This window comes from Thioalkalivibrio sp. ALE17, assembly GCF_000425605.1.
In the GTDB taxonomy this organism is placed as follows: Bacteria; Pseudomonadota; Gammaproteobacteria; order Ectothiorhodospirales; family Ectothiorhodospiraceae; genus Thioalkalivibrio.
This window is the reverse complement of sequence record NZ_AUDT01000004.1, coordinates 227,951-246,592: the sequence shown is the minus strand read 5'-3', so window position 1 is coordinate 246,592 and position 18,642 is coordinate 227,951. Positions and strand designations below refer to the sequence as shown.

General features: G+C 66.9%; 19 protein-coding genes. 14 read left to right on the top strand and 5 right to left on the bottom strand.

The features are described from left to right. Positions 1 to 4 precede the first annotated feature (4 nt). The 3 genes from hflD to H609_RS0105890 all read right to left on the bottom strand — a co-directional run bounded on the left by hflD (position 5) and on the right by H609_RS0105890 (position 2,298). Positions 5 to 634: a high frequency lysogenization protein HflD gene (gene hflD / locus H609_RS0105900; RefSeq protein WP_018866334.1), complete on the bottom strand. Its 630-nt coding sequence runs from the start codon at positions 632 to 634 to the stop codon at positions 5 to 7. A 78-nt stretch (positions 635 to 712) separates the two neighbouring features. Continuing rightward, positions 713 to 1,840: a tRNA 2-thiouridine(34) synthase MnmA gene (gene mnmA, locus H609_RS0105895; protein WP_028484530.1), complete on the bottom strand. Its 1,128-nt coding sequence runs from the start codon at positions 1,838 to 1,840 to the stop codon at positions 713 to 715. Continuing rightward, positions 1,837 to 2,298, bottom strand: coding sequence for an NUDIX domain-containing protein (locus H609_RS0105890; RefSeq protein WP_026280220.1), 462 nt, complete (start codon positions 2,296 to 2,298; stop codon positions 1,837 to 1,839). The genes mnmA and H609_RS0105890 overlap by 4 nt, the downstream gene beginning before the upstream one ends. Before the next feature lie 155 nt (positions 2,299 to 2,453). On the opposite strand from H609_RS0105890, the gene icd reads away from it, so the two are divergent. From icd to clpA, 3 genes are all read left to right on the top strand, one after another. Then, entirely contained in the window at positions 2,454 to 3,710 is a 1,257-nt protein-coding gene (icd, locus tag H609_RS0105885; protein WP_028484529.1) for an NADP-dependent isocitrate dehydrogenase, read from the top strand. A 111-nt stretch (positions 3,711 to 3,821) separates the two neighbouring features. Next, entirely contained in the window at positions 3,822 to 4,148 is a 327-nt protein-coding gene (gene clpS / locus H609_RS0105880; RefSeq protein ID WP_018140091.1) for an ATP-dependent Clp protease adapter ClpS, read from the top strand. Between the two features lie 5 nt (positions 4,149 to 4,153). Further along, positions 4,154 to 6,424, top strand: a complete 2,271-nt coding sequence (clpA, locus tag H609_RS0105875; protein ID WP_018866329.1) for an ATP-dependent Clp protease ATP-binding subunit ClpA — start codon at positions 4,154 to 4,156, stop codon at positions 6,422 to 6,424. Positions 6,425 to 6,514: 90 nt separating this feature from the next. Here clpA and infA read toward each other — a convergent pair whose 3' ends face one another. Continuing rightward, positions 6,515 to 6,733: a translation initiation factor IF-1 gene (infA, locus tag H609_RS0105870; RefSeq protein ID WP_012982660.1), complete on the bottom strand. Its 219-nt coding sequence runs from the start codon at positions 6,731 to 6,733 to the stop codon at positions 6,515 to 6,517. Positions 6,734 to 6,943: 210 nt separating this feature from the next. On the opposite strand from infA, the gene fabD reads away from it, so the two are divergent. The 10 genes from fabD (at position 6,944) to H609_RS0105820 (ending at position 15,707) form a co-directional block, all read left to right on the top strand. Then, the gene (fabD, locus tag H609_RS0105865) at positions 6,944 to 7,894 is read left to right on the top strand and encodes an ACP S-malonyltransferase (RefSeq protein ID WP_081618670.1); all 951 of its coding nucleotides are present in this window, start codon (positions 6,944 to 6,946) and stop codon (positions 7,892 to 7,894) included. A gap of 57 nt (positions 7,895 to 7,951) precedes the next feature. Beyond that, positions 7,952 to 8,689 (top strand): 3-oxoacyl-ACP reductase FabG, encoded by a 738-nt coding sequence (gene fabG, locus H609_RS0105860; RefSeq protein WP_028484528.1) that lies wholly within the window; start codon positions 7,952 to 7,954, stop codon positions 8,687 to 8,689. 128 nt (positions 8,690 to 8,817) lie between these two features. Further along, a complete protein-coding gene (gene acpP, locus H609_RS0105855; protein ID WP_017941560.1) occupies positions 8,818 to 9,057 on the top strand; it encodes an acyl carrier protein in 240 nt (79 codons plus the stop codon). 129 nt (positions 9,058 to 9,186) lie between these two features. Continuing rightward, on the top strand, positions 9,187 to 10,407 hold the full coding sequence (gene fabF, locus H609_RS0105850; protein ID WP_018866326.1) for a beta-ketoacyl-ACP synthase II: 1,221 nt from the start codon (positions 9,187 to 9,189) through the stop codon (positions 10,405 to 10,407). A 15-nt stretch (positions 10,408 to 10,422) separates the two neighbouring features. Next, the gene (locus H609_RS0105845; RefSeq protein ID WP_028484527.1) at positions 10,423 to 11,772 is read left to right on the top strand and encodes an aminodeoxychorismate synthase component I; all 1,350 of its coding nucleotides are present in this window, start codon (positions 10,423 to 10,425) and stop codon (positions 11,770 to 11,772) included. Next, on the top strand, positions 11,769 to 12,581 hold the full coding sequence (gene pabC / locus H609_RS0105840) for an aminodeoxychorismate lyase (protein ID WP_028484526.1): 813 nt from the start codon (positions 11,769 to 11,771) through the stop codon (positions 12,579 to 12,581). Before H609_RS0105845 ends, pabC begins: the two co-directional genes overlap by 4 nt. After that, positions 12,568 to 13,602 (top strand): endolytic transglycosylase MltG, encoded by a 1,035-nt coding sequence (mltG, locus tag H609_RS0105835; RefSeq protein WP_028484525.1) that lies wholly within the window; start codon positions 12,568 to 12,570, stop codon positions 13,600 to 13,602. Before pabC ends, mltG begins: the two co-directional genes overlap by 14 nt. Positions 13,603 to 13,617: 15 nt before the next feature. Next, positions 13,618 to 14,274 (top strand): dTMP kinase, encoded by a 657-nt coding sequence (gene tmk, locus H609_RS0105830; RefSeq protein ID WP_018879112.1) that lies wholly within the window; start codon positions 13,618 to 13,620, stop codon positions 14,272 to 14,274. Between the two features lie 3 nt (positions 14,275 to 14,277). Next, positions 14,278 to 15,267 carry a hypothetical protein gene (locus tag H609_RS0105825; RefSeq protein WP_018877400.1) on the top strand — a complete coding sequence of 330 codons (990 nt, stop codon included), beginning with the start codon at positions 14,278 to 14,280 and terminating at the stop codon, positions 15,265 to 15,267. A 101-nt stretch (positions 15,268 to 15,368) separates the two neighbouring features. Then, positions 15,369 to 15,707, top strand: coding sequence for a PilZ domain-containing protein (locus tag H609_RS0105820; RefSeq protein ID WP_017941553.1), 339 nt, complete (start codon positions 15,369 to 15,371; stop codon positions 15,705 to 15,707). Positions 15,708 to 15,812: 105 nt separating this feature from the next. Here H609_RS0105820 and H609_RS0105815 read toward each other — a convergent pair whose 3' ends face one another. After that, entirely contained in the window at positions 15,813 to 16,946 is a 1,134-nt protein-coding gene (locus H609_RS0105815; RefSeq protein ID WP_028484524.1) for an aminotransferase class V-fold PLP-dependent enzyme, read from the bottom strand. Between the two features lie 289 nt (positions 16,947 to 17,235). Here H609_RS0105815 and H609_RS0105810 point away from each other — a divergent pair, with 289 nt between their 5' ends. Further along, complete coding sequence (locus tag H609_RS0105810) at positions 17,236 to 18,606, top strand: KamA family radical SAM protein (protein WP_018880634.1); 1,371 nt, start codon at positions 17,236 to 17,238, stop codon at positions 18,604 to 18,606. Positions 18,607 to 18,642: the final 36 nt, after the last annotated feature.

Sequence of the window (18,642 nt, the reverse complement as noted above, 5' to 3'; positions counted from 1 at the left end):
GCGTTCAGGTATTGAGTCGATTGAGGATGTGGTTCGCTTCGCGAATCAGCCGCTTGCGGCCAAAAAGCAGTTTCCAGCGCGATCCGCCGGCCTGGCGCCAGAGGACCGCGGCCCGGATTCCGGCCAGCAGCAACGCACGAATGCGCGCGGCGGTCTCCGGGTTGGAGAGGTTGTTCTGTTCCCCCTGCACGATGATGCGCGGGCCGAGTTCGGAGATGGTCTCCTTGTAGATCTCGGCGAGCCGCGCGATCACGCTCTCGTGGGTGATGTGAAAGTAGTCGATCTGGCGTTGCGCGCCCTGCAGACCGTCGGTCAGCGTCTGCAGCATATCGTCGCGTTTTTGCAGCTTGCGCTCGAGGAAGATCAAGCCGATCGCGTAGCGGGTGATCTCCATGTCCGGCGGCTTGCTGCCGTTTTGCAGCTGGCTCTCGATGCGTTCCAGGCCGCTCTTCAGGCTGACGGCTTCGCGGTAGACCGCCTCCGGTGTCTCGGCATCGAAGGCAAACAGGCTGCCGATCAGGACCTCGAACTCGTATTCGTCGCAGCTGCCGCGCCAGGCCAGATCCTTGACCAGGCTGGCGCACTGGAAGAGGGCGGCAAGCGCCAGCGTGCGGTTGTGATCGGAGCGGTCCAAGCCAGTTCATTCCTTGGTGGGTCGGGGGCGGGGCGCCAGGCAGGGCTCACTATACCGGAAGTGACCCGGCGGACTCACTCAGGGAGACGCGGATTGAATGGCGCCTGCGTGGTGGTCCAGCGTGGTCCGGGTCGCGATCACCGCGCCGCCCAGGCAGACATCACCGCGGTAGAAGGCGATGGACTGCCCGGGGGTGGCGGCGCGCTGCGGGCTGTCGAACACCACTGTGGCGCCCGTCGGCGCAAGCGCCTCGATGCGGCAGTCCTGCAGGGGCTGGCGGTGGCGCAGTCGGGCCCGGAGCGGCTCGTCCGGGGCAGGCACGTCGTGGATCCAGTGGACCGGCTCGGTGACAAGCGTCGGGCTCATCAGTCGCGGATGCTGCGGGTCCTGGGCGACGACCAGGGCGTTGTGCTCGAGATCCTTGTCGACCACATACCACGGGGCCTCGGCGAAACCGTCGACCCCGCCAATGCCGAGACCCTGGCGCTGGCCGAGGGTGTAGAACATCAGGCCCTGGTGGTAGCCGACGATCTGACCCTCCGGGGTGCGCATCTCGCCCTGGGTGGCGTTCAGGTACTGCGCGAGGAAGTCGCGGAAGCGCCGCTCGCCGATAAAGCAGATCCCCGTGGAGTCCTTGCGGGCGTGGTTCGGCAGACCCAGTTCGCGGGCCCGCACCCGGACCTGGTCCTTCGGGATATCCCCGAGCGGGAACAGGGCCGGGCGCAACTGCTCCTGAGTCAGGGTATGCAGAAAGTAGGTCTGGTCCTTGTTGGCGTCGGCCGCCATGCACAGCTCGCTGAAGTCCGCATGATGGCGGACTCGCGCGTAGTGACCGGTGGCGATCCAGCGGGCGCCCAGCTCGCGCGCGTGGTCGAGGAAGGAACGGAACTTGATCTCGCGGTTGCAGAGGATGTCCGGGTTGGGGGTGCGCCCAGCCTCGTATTCGTGGAGGAACTGGGCGAACACCCGCTGGCGGTAGTCCTCGGCGAAGTTCGCCTTGTGCAGGGGGATCTCGAGACAATCCGCGACCTCGCGGGCCATCGCGTAGTCGGCCTCGGCGGCGCAGTATTCGGCGTCGTCGTCATCCTCCCAGTTCTTCATGAACAGGCCTTCGACGCGATAGCCGGCCTCCAGCAGGCGGCTGGCGGCGACGGCGGAGTCGACGCCTCCGGAGAGGCCGATGATGACGCGCTCGCCGCCGCTCATGGCGCGACCGCCCGAACCAGCCCGCCGACCGCCGCGAGCGGGAGGCGCGGGCCAGCCTGGTAGCGATGGATGCTGCGCATCACCAGGGGGCTGCGCAGGGGCCAGTCGCGTTCGGCCGCCTCGGGTGTCAGCCAGTGCAGGGCATGGATCGCCGGGTCTCGCGGGCCGGGCGAAGGCAGGGGCGTGGTCGAGCCACAGAAGCTGGTGCGCAGGATGACGGCGCCGCTGGCCAGTTCCAGGAGATCGCAGCCGAGGGTGGCCTCGGGGGTGAACGCGAGGGAGGTCTCCTCGCGGACCTCGCGCACGACCGCCTCGATGAGGTCTTCGCGGGCATCCAGGTGCCCGGCCGGCTGGTTCAGGACCCGGCGCCCGCCGTCGGTCTCCTCGACAAACAGGAACCGGCCTTCGCGCTCGATCACGGCGGCCACGGTGATGTGACAGGGGAGGCGTTCGGTCATGCGGCGGATGATAACGCAGGCACAGGCGCACACGACCATGACGGAACGTCGATTTCACTCGCTCCGGGCCCCCGGAGATGGCGGTTGGGCATGTATAATCGAGGTATACCCGATTGACCGATCCATTGATCTCGATTTCCGTACAAGGAGTTGGCATGGCCTATCAGCACATTCAGGTCCCGGAGAAGGGCGAACGCATCACCGTCGACGAGCAGGGGAAGCTGCAGGTGCCGGATCATCCGGTGATCCCCTATATCGAGGGTGACGGCATCGGGGTCGATATCACCCCGGTGATGCGCCGGGTGACCGATGCGGCCGTGGAGAAGGCCTACGGCGGGAAGAAGGCGATCGAGTGGATGGAGGTCTATGCCGGCGAGAAGGCGACCAGGGTCTACGACGATGACTCGGGCCTTCCCGACGAGACCCTGGAGGCGGTGAAGGATTACTGCGTGTCCATCAAGGGCCCGCTGACCACGCCGGTCGGTGGCGGCTTCCGCTCCCTGAACGTGGCGCTGCGCCAGAAGCTGGATCTGTTTGTCTGCCTGCGTCCGGTGCGCTACTACGACGGCACCCCGAGCCCGCTGAAGGCGCCGGAGAAGACCGATATGGTGATCTTCCGGGAGAACTCGGAGGACATCTACGCCGGCATCGAATTCGAGTCCGGCACGCCGGAGGCGAAGAAGGTCATCGACTTCCTGCAAAACGAGATGGGCGTGACCCAGATCCGCTTCCCGGATACCGCCGGCATCGGCGTGAAGCCGGTCTCCAGCGAGGGCACCAAGCGCCTGGTGCGCAAGGCGATCGAGTACGCGATCGACAACGACCGCCCGTCGGTGACGCTGGTGCACAAGGGCAACATCATGAAATTCACCGAGGGCTCCTTCAAGGCCTGGGGCTACGAGCTGGCCCGCGAGGAGTTCGGTGCGAAGGACCTGGACGGCGGCCCGTGGCAGACCTTCAAGAACCCGAAGACCGGCCGCGACATCGTGATCAAGGACGTGATCGCGGATGCCTTCCTGCAGCAGATCCTGCTGCGCCCGGAGGACTACTCGGTGATCGCCACGCTGAACCTGAACGGCGACTACATCTCGGATGCGCTGGCCGCCCAGGTGGGTGGCATCGGCATCGCTCCGGGTGCGAACCTGTCCGACACCACCGCGATGTTCGAGGCCACCCACGGCACGGCGCCGAAGTATGCCGGCCAGGACAAGGTGAACCCCGGCTCGCTGATCCTGTCTGCCGAGATGATGCTGCGGCATCTGGGCTGGCCCGAGGCGGCGGACCTGGTGGTCAAGGGCATGGGCGGCGCGATCAGCGCCGGCGAGGTGACCTACGACTTCGCGCGGCTGATGGATAACGTCGAGCCGATTGCCTGCTCGGCCTTTGGCGAGGCGATGATCAAGCACATGTGACGGGACGGGTCGGTGGTCGGAGTGTCCGTAAGGGCACTTGGCCTCGGCCCGGAACCATTCGAGGATGGAGACGACCCAAACGAGTAACCGCTGAAGGCGCGAGTTCGACCGATGAGTGATGACAAGCCCCAAAACCCCGATCGAGACGACTCGGTAACGGTCGAAGAATCGAGGCCGGAGCTCAAGCCACCGCGACAGTACAAGGTGGTCCTGCTCAACGACGATTTCACGCCCATGGAGTTCGTGATCGAGGTACTGGAGACCTTCTTCAGCATGGATCGCGAAAAGGCCACCCGGGTGATGCTGCACGTGCACACGCGCGGCAAGGGAGTATGCGGCATCTTTACCCGGGATGTGGCCGAGACCAAGGTGGCGCAGGTGAACGACTACGCCCGCAGCCATCAGCACCCACTGCTTTGCTCGATGGAGGAGGCCTGACTCCCATGCTCGACAAGGAACTCGAATTCAGCCTGAACATGGTCTTCAAGGAGGCCCGCGAAAAACGTCACGAGTTCGTGACCGTTGAGCATCTGCTGATGGCGCTGGCGCAGAATCCCAGCGCGGCCACGGTGCTGCGGGCCTGCGGGGGCGATCTCGATCGCATCCGCGACGAGCTGGAGGCCTATATCGACGAGAACACGCCGCGCATCCCGCCGAACGATTCGCGCGAGACGCAGCCGACGCTGGGCTTCCAGCGGGTGCTGCAGCGGGCCGTGTTCCATGTGCAGTCCAGCGGACGCAAGGAGGTCTCCGGCGCCAACGTTCTGGTGGCCCTCTTCGGCGAACAGGACAGCCAGGCCCTGTACGTGCTGGGGCAGCAGAACATCTCGCGCCTGGACGTCGTCAACTTCATCTCGCACGGGATCTCCAAGGTGGGCGAGGACGAACTCGGGGCGCAGCCCAACCCGAACGAGTCCCAGGCCGAGCCGGTGGAGGGCGAGCGCGAGGAAAAGACCAACGCGCTGCAGCTCTACGCCACCAACCTCAACGACAAGGCGCGCAAGGACGAGATCGACCCGCTGATCGGGCGCGATCACGAGATCGAGCGCACTATCCAGATCCTCTGCCGCCGGCGGAAGAACAACCCGCTGCTGGTCGGAGAGGCCGGGGTCGGCAAGACCGCCATTGCCGAGGGTCTGGCGCGGCGCATCGTCGACGAACAGGTGCCCGAGGCGATCGAATCCGCGACCGTCTATGCCCTGGACTTGGGGGCGCTGGTCGCCGGGACCAAATACCGCGGCGACTTCGAGAAGCGCCTTAAGGGCGTTCTGGCCCAGCTCAAGAAGGAGCCGGGTGCGGTGCTGTTCATCGACGAGATCCACACCATCATCGGGGCTGGCGCGGCCTCCGGCGGGGTGATGGATGCCTCCAACCTGATCAAGCCGATGCTCGCCTCGGGCGAGCTGAAGTGCATCGGCTCCACGACCTACCAGGAGTACCGCGGCATCTTCGAGAAGGATCGTGCCCTGGCGCGGCGTTTCCAGAAGATCGAGGTGCCCGAGCCGACGGTCGACGAGACCGAGCAGATCCTGCGCGGTCTGAAATCCCGCTTCGAGCTGCACCACAACGTACGGTTTACCAAGCCGGCGCTGCGGGCGGCGGCGGAGCTGGCCGACCGTTACATCACCGACCGCTTCCTGCCGGACAAGGCGATCGACCTGATCGACGAGGCCGGGGCCAGCCGCCAGCTGCAGCCGGCCAGCCAGCGCAAGAAGACCATCGGGGTGCAGGATATCGAGAGTATCGTGGCGAAGATCGCGCGCATCCCGCCGAAGTCGGTCTCCAGCTCCGACAAGGAGACCCTGCGCAACCTCGATCGCAACCTGAAGATGACCGTGTTTGGCCAGGACGAGGCGATCGGCACCCTGGCGACAGCCATCAAGATGGCACGCTCCGGTCTGGGCGACATGGACAAGCCGATCGGCTCGTTCCTGTTTGCCGGGCCGACGGGGGTCGGCAAGACCGAGGTCACCCGTCAGCTGGCGCAGCAGATGGGCATCCACCTGGCGCGGTTCGACATGTCCGAGTACATGGAGCGCCACACGGTCTCCCGCCTGATCGGGGCACCGCCCGGCTATGTGGGGTATGACGAGGGCGGGCTGCTCACTGACGCCATCCTGAAGCATCCGCATTCCGTGCTGTTGCTGGACGAGATCGAGAAGGCGCACCCGGACGTCTTCAATGTGCTGCTGCAGGTCATGGACCACGGCACGCTGACGGATGCCAATGGACGCGAGGTGGATTTCCGCAATGTGATCCTGGTGATGACCACCAACGCTGGTGCCGAGCAGGCCAGCCGCCCGTCGGTGGGCTTTACCCAGCAGGACCACTCCAGCGATGCGATGGAGGCGATCAAGCGGACCTTTACGCCGGAGTTCCGCAACCGGCTGGATGCGACCATCCAGTTCGGGCCGCTGGACGAGGCGACCATCCTCAATGTGGTCGACAAGTTCCTGACTCAGCTGCAGGCCCAGCTCGACGAGAAGAAGGTCCACCTGACGGTGGAGCCGGACGCCCGGGCCTGGCTGGCCGAGCATGGCTACGACGTCAAGATGGGTGCGCGACCGATGGCCCGCACCCTGCAGGAGCACATCAAGAAGCCGCTGGCCGACGAGCTGCTGTTCGGCCGTCTGGCGCACGGCGGCGAGGTGGTGGTCCGACTGGGCGAGTCCGGGCTGGAGCTGGATATCCAGGAGACGGCCGTGTCGTCCTGATGCGGCGTGCTGGCATAACCGGGCCCGCGCAAGGGCCCGCAAATGAAGAAGCCCCGGTCCTGCCGGGGCTTCTTCGTTGGAGAGGCGAACTTACTTGTTGCGGTAGACGATGCGACCCTTGGTCAGGTCATAGGGCGTCATCTGCACGATCACCTTGTCGCCGCGCAGGATCCGGATGTAATGCTTGCGCATCTTGCCGGAGATGTGCGCCGTGATCGTGTGCCCATTTTCGAGCTCCACCCGGAAGGTGGTGTTCGGGAGCGTCTCGACGACGGTACCCTCCAGCTCGATTTCGTCTTCCTTCGCCATACAGTTCCTCTCGTATTGAATCAAGGTGGCGACATTATCCGGATGCACCAGCGGAACACAAGTCATGGCGCGCCTCGCAGGGCCGGTCCACGGCGTGGATCGACGGGGCGAGGGCCGCGGCGCGCGTGTGGAACGAGCCGGCCGCCGCGTTTGCCGCGATTTCCCTGACCGCCTACACTACGCGCGCTTTCACGCGCGAGACCATTGCGAATGACAACTTCTTGGGCAGCCGTTTTTCCCGGCCAGGGGTCCCAGTCCACCGGCATGCTGGCCGATCTGGGCGACGACCATGCCATTGTCCGTGACACCTTTCAGGAGGCGTCGGACTGCCTCGACGCCGATCTCTGGAGCCTGTGCCAACACGGCCCGGTCGAGCAGCTGAACCAGACCGAATGGACCCAGCCGGTGATGCTGGCCGCGGGGGTTGCCGCCTGGCGACTGCTGAGCGAGCAGACCACCGCGCGCCCGCAGGCGGTTGCCGGTCACAGTCTCGGCGAGTACAGCGCCCTGGTGGCCGCGGGCGTGCTGCGCTTCCCCGATGCGGTACGGCTGGTCGCGGAACGCGCCCGGGCGATGCAGGCGGCGGTCCCGGAAGGCGAGGGCGCGATGGCCGCGATCCTCGGGCTCGACGATGCCGCGGTGCAGGCCCTTTGCAGCGAGCATGCGGGTGGCGAGGTGCTGGAGGCGGTCAATCTGAACGCCCCGGGCCAGGTGGTCATCGCGGGTAATGCCGCGGCGGTGGACCGTGCGGTGGGGGCGGCGAAGGACGCCGGCGCCAAGCGCGCCCTGAAGCTTCCGGTCTCGGTTCCCTCGCACTGCGCCCTGATGCAGCCGGCGGCCGAGCGCCTGCAGGCCGCGCTGGACAGCACCCGCTTCAGCTCGCCGAGCATCCCGGTCTGGCAGAATGTGACGGCCGCGCCGGCGGATTCGGCGGAGACCATCAAGGACAACCTGGCCGCGCAGCTGTACCGGCCCGTGCGCTGGGTCGAGACCATTCGCGGTCTGCGCGAGCAGGGCGTGGCGGTGCAGGTCGAGTGCGGGCCCGGGCGCGTGCTGACCGGACTGGCCAAGCGCATCGACCGCGATCTGGAATTGTTCGATGTCGCCGATCGCGACACGCTGAACGCCACCCTGGAACGCCTGGGGTCGGACGCATCCTGAGCGCGCTCGCGCCGCCGCGGTTCGCGACTCCCTCTCACATGAAGCAAAGGCACAACCATGTCTGACAGCAAACGTGTAGCCCTGGTAACCGGCGCCAGCCGCGGCATTGGCGCCGCCATCGCCCGGCGTCTGGCCGAGCAGGGCCTGCAGGTGGTAGGCACCGCCACCAGTGACGCCGGCGCCGAGCGGATCACCGAGGCCCTGAAGGAATGGAGCGGCCGCGGCATCGCCATGGACGTCACCGACGCTGATTCCGTCGCCGCCGGCCTGCAGGCGATCCAGGCGCAGGAAGGCCCGATCGAGGTGCTGGTGAACAACGCCGGCATTACCCGCGACAACCTTTTCATGCGCATGAAGGACGAGGAGTGGGATGCGATCATCGACACCAACCTCTCCGCCGCCGTGCGCCTGACCCAGCGCCTGCTGAAGGGGATGATGAAGCTGCGCCGCGGCCGTATCATCCTGATCGGGTCGGTGGTCGGCTCCACCGGCAACGCGGGACAGACCAACTATGCGGCGGCCAAGGCGGGCCTGGCCGGGTTTGCCCGGTCGCTGGCGCGCGAGGTCGGCAGCCGCAGTATCACGGTGAACACGGTCGCCCCCGGGTTCATCGATACCGACATGACCCGCGAGCTGGGCGATGACACGAAAGCGGCCCTGCTGGGCCAGATCCCGCTGGGGCGCCTCGGCGCGCCGGAGGAGATCGCCGCGGCGGTGGGTTTCCTCGCGTCCGAGGAGGCCGGTTACATCACCGGCGAGACCCTGCACGTGAACGGCGGGATGTTCATGCATTGATCACGGCGGGCAGGCCGCGTGCCGCCCGCATGGCTCGCTGCACGGATCGCTAGATCGCGGCGGGGCTTTTCTCTAGAATGGCGGACCTTTCAACGAAGCCGCCTCACACCGAAGGGGATTTCTGAACCATGAGTAGCATTGAAGAACGCGTCAAGAAGATCGTTGTCGAGCAACTGGGAGTCAAGGAAGAGGACGTGACCAACGCCGCCGCTTTCGTTGACGACCTGGGTGCGGACTCGCTGGACACGGTGGAACTGGTGATGGCGCTCGAAGAAGAATTCGAGACCGAGATCCCCGACGAGCAGGCGGAAAAGATCACCACCGTGCAGCAGGCGATCGACTATATCAACGAGCACATGAAGGACTGATCCGACGCCTCCGGGCGCCGGTCAGGACGACGCGAACGGGCCTTCCTGCGCGCAGGGCGGCCCTTCGTCGTTTCGCTGAACGCGTATTTCAGTCTTTCGAGGAGAACATCATTGGCTAAGCGACGTGTCGTGATTACCGGACTGGGGATCGTGTCCCCGGTCGGATCCACTATCGACAAGGCCTGGAGCAACATCAAGGCCGGCAAGAGCGGCATTTCCCCCATCGATGTCTTCGATGCCTCGGACATGCCGGTGAAGATCTCCGGCGCCGTTCGGGATTTCGAGGCCAATGATTACGTCCCGACGAAAGATCAGAAAAAGATGGACACCTTCGTCCTCTACGGGCTGGCCGCGGGGCTTCAGGCCCTGGACGACTCCGGACTGGAGGTGACCGAGGAGAACGCCGAACGCATCGGGGTCGCGATCGGCTCCGGCATCGGCGGTCTGCCGTATATCGAACGTTCCTACGGGGCATACCTGAAGGGCGGGGCGCGCAAGATCTCGCCATTCTTCGTGCCCAGTGCGATCATCAACATGGTGGCTGGCAATCTGTCCATCATGCGCAACCTGCAGGGCCCGAACATCTCCATCGTCTCGGCCTGTGCCACCGGCACCCACAACATCGGCGACGCGGCGCGCATGATCGCCTACGGCGACGCCGATGCGATGGTGGCCGGCGGGGCCGAGATGGCGACCACGCCGCTGGGCATCGGCGGCTTTGCCGCGGCTCGCGCGCTGTCCACCCGCAACGACGATCCGGAACGCGCGTCCCGCCCCTGGGACCAGGATCGTGACGGCTTCGTGCTTAGCGATGGCGCTGGCGTGATGATGCTGGAAGAGTACGAGCATGCGAAGGCTCGCGGGGCGAACATCTACTGCGAGGTCGCGGGGTTCGCCTGGAACGCGGATGCCCACCACATGACGCAGCCCATCCAGGATGGCTCCGGCGCCGCCAAGTGCATGCACCGGGCGCTCAAGGATGCCGGCGTGAATCCGGAAGAGGTCGGGTATATCAATGCGCACGGGACCTCGACGCCGGCGGGCGACCTGGCGGAGACCCAGGGGCTGAAGAAGGCCTTCGGCGACCATGCCTACAAGCTTCTGGTGAACTCCACCAAGTCGATGACCGGCCACCTGCTGGGGGCCGCCGGCGGGATCGAGGGCGTTTTCACGGCGCTGGCCCTGCGCGATCAGGTGTCGCCGCCGACCATCAACCTGGAAAACCCGAGCGAAGGCTGCGATCTGGACTATGTGGCCAACGAAGCGCGCGAGATGAACACCAAGGTCGGCCTGTCCAACTCCTTCGGGTTCGGCGGCACCAACGGCACGCTGGTGTTCCGCAGCATCTGACGCTGCGGCGCCGCCATGGCGGTCCATCCACTGGCCGCCGGGGTCGATTTCGCGGCCCTGGCGCGGCGATTCCCCGAACGCTACCCGCATCTGCTGGAGTCGGCCCTCATCGGGCAGGCCCCGGCACGCTTCTCCATCCTGTTTGCCTTTCCCGGTCGAACCCTTTCGACCGCGGCGGGCGAGGATTTCCTGCAGGCGCTGGACCAGGACCTGTCCGGGGTACCGGAGCTGGCCCCGGACGACACGCCCCATGCCCATCTCCCATTCCTCGGAGGGTGGTTTCTCTACGCGGGATACGAGCTGTCCTGGGGCCTGGAGCCGGCGCTGGGTGAATGCCGGTCCGATCCCTGGCTGCCGGATGCGCTACTGACCTATTTTCCCGCGGCCCTGATCCGTGATCACCACGCGGGCCGGACATTGTTCGTGGACGAAACGGACGATGCCGAGCGCCGGGCGCTGGTCGAGCGGGACCTGGAGGCGGTGCGGGAGGATGCGGACGCGGCGTGCAGCCCGTTGCCCGATCTTTCTTTGCAGGAGGAGGATCCGGCCCGGTACCGCGAGGCGGTACTTCGCGGCCTCGAGTACATTCGGGCCGGCGATACCTTCCAGGTCAATCTGTCGCGGGAATGGCAGGCCACGGCGGCCGCACCGCTGGATCCGGCGGTGCTGTATATGCGCCTGCGTCAGGCGAATGCGGCCCCGTTTGCCGCCTGGCTGCAGTTGCCGGGGGCCCACGTGATCAGCTCCTCGCCGGAACGCCTGGTGTCGGTGGAGCGGGGCGAAATCGAGACCCGGCCGATCGCGGGAACCCGCAGACGGGATGCGGACGCCGACAAGGATCGGCTTCTTTTCAGTGAGTTGAGCTTTAATCTTAAAGAGCGGGCCGAGCATGTGATGCTGGTGGACCTGGAACGCAACGATGTCGGGCGGGTGGCCGAGATTGGCAGCGTGCGGGTCGCGGAGCTGATGACCATCGAGAGCTATCGCCGGGTGCACCACATTGTCTCGAGCATCGTCGGGCGCCTGCGCCCCGGGACCACGGCCGCTGATGTCCTGCGGGCGGTCTTCCCCGGCGGCACCATCACCGGGTGCCCGAAGATTCGCAGCATGCAGATCATCCAGGAACTGGAGCAGTACGCGCCGCGTGGCGCCTATACCGGCGCCTGTGGCTACGTGAGCCGGCATGGGCGCATGGATACCAATATCCTGATCCGTACGCTCGTTGCGCACGGGAACGAGCTGCGCTTCCGCGCCGGTGCCGGCATCGTGGCTGACTCGGACCCGGAGCGCGAGCTGGAGGAGACCCGGCACAAGGCACGGGGTCTTCTGGAGGCGCTGGGCGTGCACAACGAGGCGCTTTCGTGATCCTGGTGAACGGGGAACCGGACGAGAACGTCTCGGTGGGTGATCGCGGGCTGCTGCTCGGGGATGGGCTGTTCGAGACCCTGCGCGTGCGTTCGAGCCAGCCGCAATTGTGGGCGTACCACCGGGATCGGCTGTGGCGGGGCCTGCGCCAGCTGGGCTTCCCGGAGCCCGAGGAAGGGCAGATTCTCGAGGAAGTGGCACGGGTGGCGCACGGGCCCGAATGCCTGGTGCGGGTGACGATTACGCGTGGCGGAGGGCCCCGAGGGTACGCGCCACCCGCCCGTCCGGCACCCACGCGGATCGTCAGTGCCGGGCCCGCGCTGGACGCCACGCCACCCGGCGACCGGAGCCCCCTGGTTCTGGGCTGGTCGGCCGTCCCCGTTGGGGTGAACCCGGCGCTCGCGGGGCTCAAGCACACCAGCCGCCTGGAACAGGTGATGGTACGCAGCCACTGGGAAACTGGCTGGGAGGAAGCGATCGTTTGCGATGCACTGGGGCGGGTGATCAGCGCCACCCAGGGCAATCTCTGGGTGCGCGAGGGGCAGCGCCTGCTGACGCCCCCGCTCGACCAGGCCGGGATTGCCGGGACCCGGCGGGCCTGGATCCTCGATCATGCGGCAGGGTTTGGATTCTCCGTGGTCGAGGAGTATCCGGAGACCGCACGGATCAGGCAGGCCGACGGTATCTACATAACCAATGCACGTCTCGGGATGACCCCGGCGGTGCTGGCTGAAGCGGACAATCCGGGGCGCGCGTGGCAGGATGATCCGCTCTACCGCATGGGAATCGCGTTGCATGAAGCGCATTAGTCTCGCCGTCCTGGCCCTGGTGGTCGTGCTTGCCCTGGGCACCGCCTGGTGGTTGGGCGAACACTACCGGGCACAACTGGACACGCCCCTGGCGCTGGACGCCTCGGAACGCTACCAGCTTGCATCCGGTCAGGGGCTGCGCTCGGTCAGCCGCTCGTTTGCTGAGCGCGGCTGGATCGAGTCCGCCTGGGTGGCGGAGGTCTACGGGCGGCGCCAGGGGCTTGCGCCGCGGCTACAGGCCGGCGAGTACGCAGTGACCCCGGGGATGACGCCGCGCGATCTGCTGCACGCGATGGCCCGGGGCGAGGTCGTCCAGCATCGCCTGACCTTTCCCGAGGGCTGGACCATCCGCCAGGCACTGAGCGCGCTGCGCGAACATCCGGAGCTGGTCGGTCCGCCGGAGTCGGTCGGGGTTCACAATCTCCTCGAGACCCTGGGCTTGTCGGACCTGGATCATCCGGAAGGCTGGTTTCTTCCGGATACCTATTTCTTCGGCTCCGGCACCGAGGCCCTGACGGTGCTGGAGCGCGCCCATCAGGCCATGCGCCTGCACCTGGAGCGGGCCTGGGAAGGCCGTATCGAGGACCACCCGGTGGATTCCCCCTATGAGCTGCTGATCCTGGCCTCGATCATCGAGCGCGAGACCGGGCGTGGGGACGAGCGGGAACGGGTAGCGGGCGTATTCGTGAATCGGCTGAAGCGCGGCATGCGGTTGCAGACCGACCCGACCCTGCTGTACGTGCAGGAACCGGGCGTGCAGCGGCTGACGCGTGCCGAGCTGGATCGTGACCACCCCTACAACACCTACACGCGGGCCGGGTTGCCCCCGACGCCCATCGCGCTGCCGGGCCGGGCCGCCCTGGAGGCCGCCGCGCGGCCGGCGGATACCGACGACCTGTTCTTTGTCTCGCGCGGCGATGGCAGCCATCATTTCTCCCAGACCTATCGCGAACACCGCGAGGCCGTGATCCGCTACCAGCTGGGCGGGGACGGCAGCCGCTACGGCATCCGCAACCGCTAACGGGAGCCCCTGCGCATGGATCGCTCACCCCATCCTGGTCGTTTTCTGGTGCTTGAGGGTATCGAGGGCTCGGGCAAGACCACCCAGATCGAGCGGCTGGAGGCTCGATTGCGCGCCGCCGGCCACAGCCTGCGCGTCACGCGCGAGCCGGGCGGAACCGCGCTGGGCGAGCGCCTGCGCGGGTTGCTGCTGGATCCGGATCTGCCCGGGATGTGCCCGGAGGCGGAATTGTTGCTGATGTTCGCGGCGCGGGCCCAGCATCTGGCCGAGATCATCCGGCCAGCCCTGGACGCGGGCGACTGGGTGCTCAGCGACCGCTTTACCGACGCCTCCTTCGCTTACCAGGGCGCGGGGAGGGGCCTGGGCGACCACCGAGTGGCCCGTCTGGAAGACTGGTTGCAGGGCGAGCTGCGGCCGGATCTGGTGATCCTGCTGGATATTGCCCCCGAGACCGGACTGGAACGGGCGGTGCAGCGGGGGCGCCGTGACCGGATCGAGCGAGAGGCGCTGGACTTCTTCGAGCGCGCGCGCGAGGCGTATCGCCAGCGCGCGGCAAAGGCCCCCGACCGATACCTGGTGGTGGATGGAGCGGCGGATCCGGACACCGTGGCCGAGCGGATCCTGGCGGGCGTGCGGGAGCGCCTGCCGCTGCACGCGCTGGGGGGCGGCTGAAGGATGGAGGGAACCGACACCCGGGAGGCGCTTCCGCCCTGGCTGCAGGCGCCGTGGAGCGGACTGGTCCGGCGCGGACGTGACGGCCGCCTGCCCACCGGTCTGCTGATCCACGGCGCGACCGGGGTGGGCAAGGCCCTGCTGACCACCGCGCTGGTTCAGGCACTGTTGTGCCAGCGCGCCAGCGGCGAGGAAGCGGCCTGCGGCGAGTGTAACGCCTGCCGCAGCTTCAGTACCGGTGTGCACCCGGAGGTGATGGCCCTGGAACCGGAGGAGGCCGGGAAGGAGATCCTGATCGCCGCGGCCCGCGAGGCGATCGACTTCCTGTCGCTGTCCGGGTCGGGGGATTTGCGCTCCGTGATCATCCGCCCGGCCGACGCCCTGAACGCGAATGCCGCAAATGCCTTGCTCAAGACCCTGGAAGAACCGCCGACCGGGGCGATGCTGATCCTCGAGGCGGCGCAGCCCGCGCGTCTGCCGGCGACGATCCGCAGCCGCTGTCAGACCATCGAGATCGCCAATCCGGCCCCGGCGGACGCGACGGCCTGGCTGCGCGGGTTCTCGGATAATCCGGCAGCGGTGGACGAGGCCTATGCAGCCAGCCTCGGGCGACCGCTGGCCGCCCGCGAGATCCTGACCGACCCCGAACGCATGGGTCGCTGGGAACAGGACCGCGAGGCCCTGACCGCGTTGTTGCGTGGCGCCAGCGTGCACGCAATGGCGGCTACCCTGCAGCGCAGCCTGCCGGAATCCCTGATTCCGCGGATCCAGGCCCTGCTGGTGTCGGCCCAGCGTCTGGCGGTCAACGGCGAGCCGGATGCCTTTGGCCGGCAATTCCCGCGCGATCTTCTGGAGGGCTTTGCCCGGCGTGCCGGCGCGCGACGCCTGGCCGAGCTGTCCGCGCGGGCGCTGGTCTGGCAACGCCAGGCGAGCCGTCAGCTGAACCCGCAGCTGCGCATGGAGGATATCGCCCTGAATTTCCAGGCGAAGTAGCGGCACAACTCACGCCGCGAGCGGCCACGGGGTGGCGCGCGATCGCATCGATGGGCGATACTCCTCGGCCCAGCACGTAATCAGGTCACACGGGAGGGTCTATGGCCGGGCAGGGCATGCTCACCTTGGCAATCAAGGAAAAACCCGCGCTGTATGCGGCGTACATGCCGTTCGTGACCAACGGCGGGCTGTTCATCCCGACCGACAAGGCCTACAAGCTCGGGGATCAAGTCTTCCTGCTGCTGTCACTGCTGGAGGATTCGGACCGCCTGCCGACGCCGTGCACGGTGGTCTGGATCACCCCGCCACGGGCGCAGGGTAACCGCCTGCGCGGCATCGGCGTTCAGTTCAACAAGTCCGACAAGGGCGTGACTCATCGCCGCATCGAGGAGCACCTGGGCGGTATGCTGAACTCGGACCGCAAGACCCACACGTTCTAGCCGCCGGGCAAAGGCCAGGGTGTTCGGGCGGGCTTGCCGTTCGAGCCCGTCACCCGCCGCAGCTCGCCGCGTCCGGGTCCCCTTGTCGACCCGCATCCGCCACCCTCAGCGTACGCCTGCAGCCGCGTTCTCGCGGATCGCCTCGGCCAGGCACTCCAGCGCGCGGTCGATCTGCTCCCGCGTCAGATAGAAGTGGGGTGCAAAGCGGATCCCGCCGCCGCGCAGGGCACACAGCACCCCGTACTCCTGAAGCCGGGCGTACAGCGCATCCAGATCGTCCACCGGTGGCCGGAAGGTGAGGATGCCGGCGCGCCGGCCGCGCGGTGTCAGGATGCGGCATCCCTGGCTGCGCAACCCGTCCTCCAGGTGCAGCCAGTGCTCGCGGATTTCGTGGTCGATGGTCTCGAGCCCGGTCTCCAGCAGCAGCGACAGGCTGGCGTGCAGGGCGTGAATCCCCAGCATATTCGGGCTGCCCGGCTCAAACCGCCGGGCGCTGGTGGCTGGTTCGATGCCGGGGTTGGAGAAGTCACCGGCATGCGCCAGCATGTTCCAGCCGTATTCCTGCAGCGTCAGCTGCTCGCGCGCCTCCGGGTTCACGTAGAACACCCCGATCCCCTCCGGCGCCAGCATCCACTTGTGCGCATCCGCCATCACGAAATCGGCATGACAACCGGGCGCATCAAAGGGCAGGGCGCCCAGGTGCTGGATCGCGTCGACGCAGAACAGGATGCTGCGCGCGCGCAGTTCAGCGCCCAGCGCCTGGATGTCGATGCGCATCCCGGAGTCGTAGCGTACCGCGCTGGTGGCGACCAGGCGCGTATGCCCGTCGCAGGCGGCCAGAAGATCGCGTTCCGGCTCCGGACCAACCGGCACCTCGCGGGCCTCGATGCCGAAGCGCTCGGCCGCGGCCAGCCAGACCACGCGGTTGGACGGAAACTCGTGGGCCGGGAACACGACGTTGTCGCCCGGGCACCAGTCGAGGCCGAAGGCCACCATCGACAGCGCCTCCGAGGTGTTCTTGACGAAGGCGATATCCTCGGCCGACGGGGCGCCGATCAGCGTGCGGGCGAGCGCCCGGGTTGCATCGACATGCCGCAGCCACTGGAGGTAGTCGCGCGAACCATGGACGACGTTCGTATGGGCGAACTGGCAGACCGCCTCCTCGGTGCGTCGCGGCCATGGGCCGACGGCGGCATGGTTGAGATGGATAATCCCTTCCTGCGGAAATTCCGGGTGCATGCGATCCTCCTGGGCCGGGCCCGAAGGGTAACCCAGTCGGGCGGCCCGTAGAACACCGAGCGCGCGCCAGAGCCGCCGTGACCGGTGCCGCGTGTCAGGCGCTTGTTGTGATTCCCCGGGCAAGTTGTTAATTTGCGGGCTCCCTGAATACCCCGGGTCTGCGCCTCAATCCATGTCATCGGGTTTGGTGAACGGGCCCTCGCAGCGGCCGCATGGCCTCGTCCACCGCGCCTTCCGGCCTCCCGCAGGCGCTGCGCCGTTTTGCACCTTGCCAGTACAGGAGGGACGGATGAATTCCGTTGTCCAGTTCTATCAGGACCCCGAGCTCGGGGCGGTCGAGCCGCGCGAATTCCGGGTCTTCAATGACCGTTCGCTTGACCGTATTCCGGCGGTCGCGGCGCTGCCGGAGGCCATGCGGTTCGAAATGCGCGTGGTCGCCAGCGTGCTGCCGTTCCGGGTCAACGAGTACGTGATCGAGGAGCTGATCGACTGGGACCGCGTCCCCGACGATCCCATGTTCCAGCTGACCTTTCCGCAACGGGACATGCTCGCTCCCGAGGCCTTCGAGCGCATGGCACAGCTGCACCGAAGGGGGGCGGGGCGTGACGAGATCCAGGCGCTGGCACGCGAGTTGCGCCAGGCGTTGAACCCGCATCCCGCCGGGCAGATGGAGCTCAATCGCCCAAGCGAGGAGGCGGGCGAAGTGATCAACGGGCTGCAGCACAAGTACCGCGAGACGGTCCTGTTCTTCCCCGGACAGGGGCAGACCTGCCACAGCTATTGTACCTTCTGCTTTCGCTGGGCCCAGTTTGTCGGAGACAAGGAACTGCGGATCGCCAGTACCGATGCCGGATTGCTGCACGACTACCTGCGCAGCCACACGGAGATCAGCGACCTGCTGATGACGGGCGGCGACCCGCTGGTGATGAAAACCAAGCACCTGAAGGCCTACCTGGAAGGATTGCTGGAGTCGGATCTGGCCCATGTCCAGACCATTCGCATCGGCACCAAGGCTCTGACGTTCTGGCCCTATCGCTTCGTCACGGACAGTGACGCGGACGAGCTCCTGCATCTCCTGGAGCGACTCGCGGAGGCGGGGAAGCACGTGGCGCTGATGGCGCATTACAACCATCCCCACGAGCTGCGTACCCCGATCGCGCGCGAGGCGATCCGCCGCGTCCGGGATACCGGTGCCGAGATCCGTGCCCAGGGCCCGTTGCTGCGGCACATCAACGATGATGCATCCGCATGGGCGGATCTGTGGCGCGAACAGGTCCGCCTGGGGATCATCCCGTACTACATGTTCGTTGAGCGCGACACCGGCGCCCGCCGCTATTTCGAGGTGCCACTGGCCCGGGCCTGGGAGATCTATCGCGAGGCCATGCAGCAGGTTTCCGGACTGGGTCGCACCGCCCGGGGCCCCTCGATGAGCGCAGAACCCGGCAAGGTCGAGATCCAGGGCGTGGCGGAGATCCAGGGCGAGAAGGTATTCGTGCTGCGGTTTATTCAGGCGCGCAATCCCGACTGGGTACAGCGGCCCTTCTTCGCGCGTTATGACGACCAGGCCACCTGGCTGGATCAGCTGGAGCCGGCCTTTGGCGAGGAGCGCTTCTTCTTCGAGGACGAACGGGCCGCGATGAAGGCCGAATCCGGTCAGTAACCGCCTTCTATGCGAGCGGCTTTGGCACAATACGCT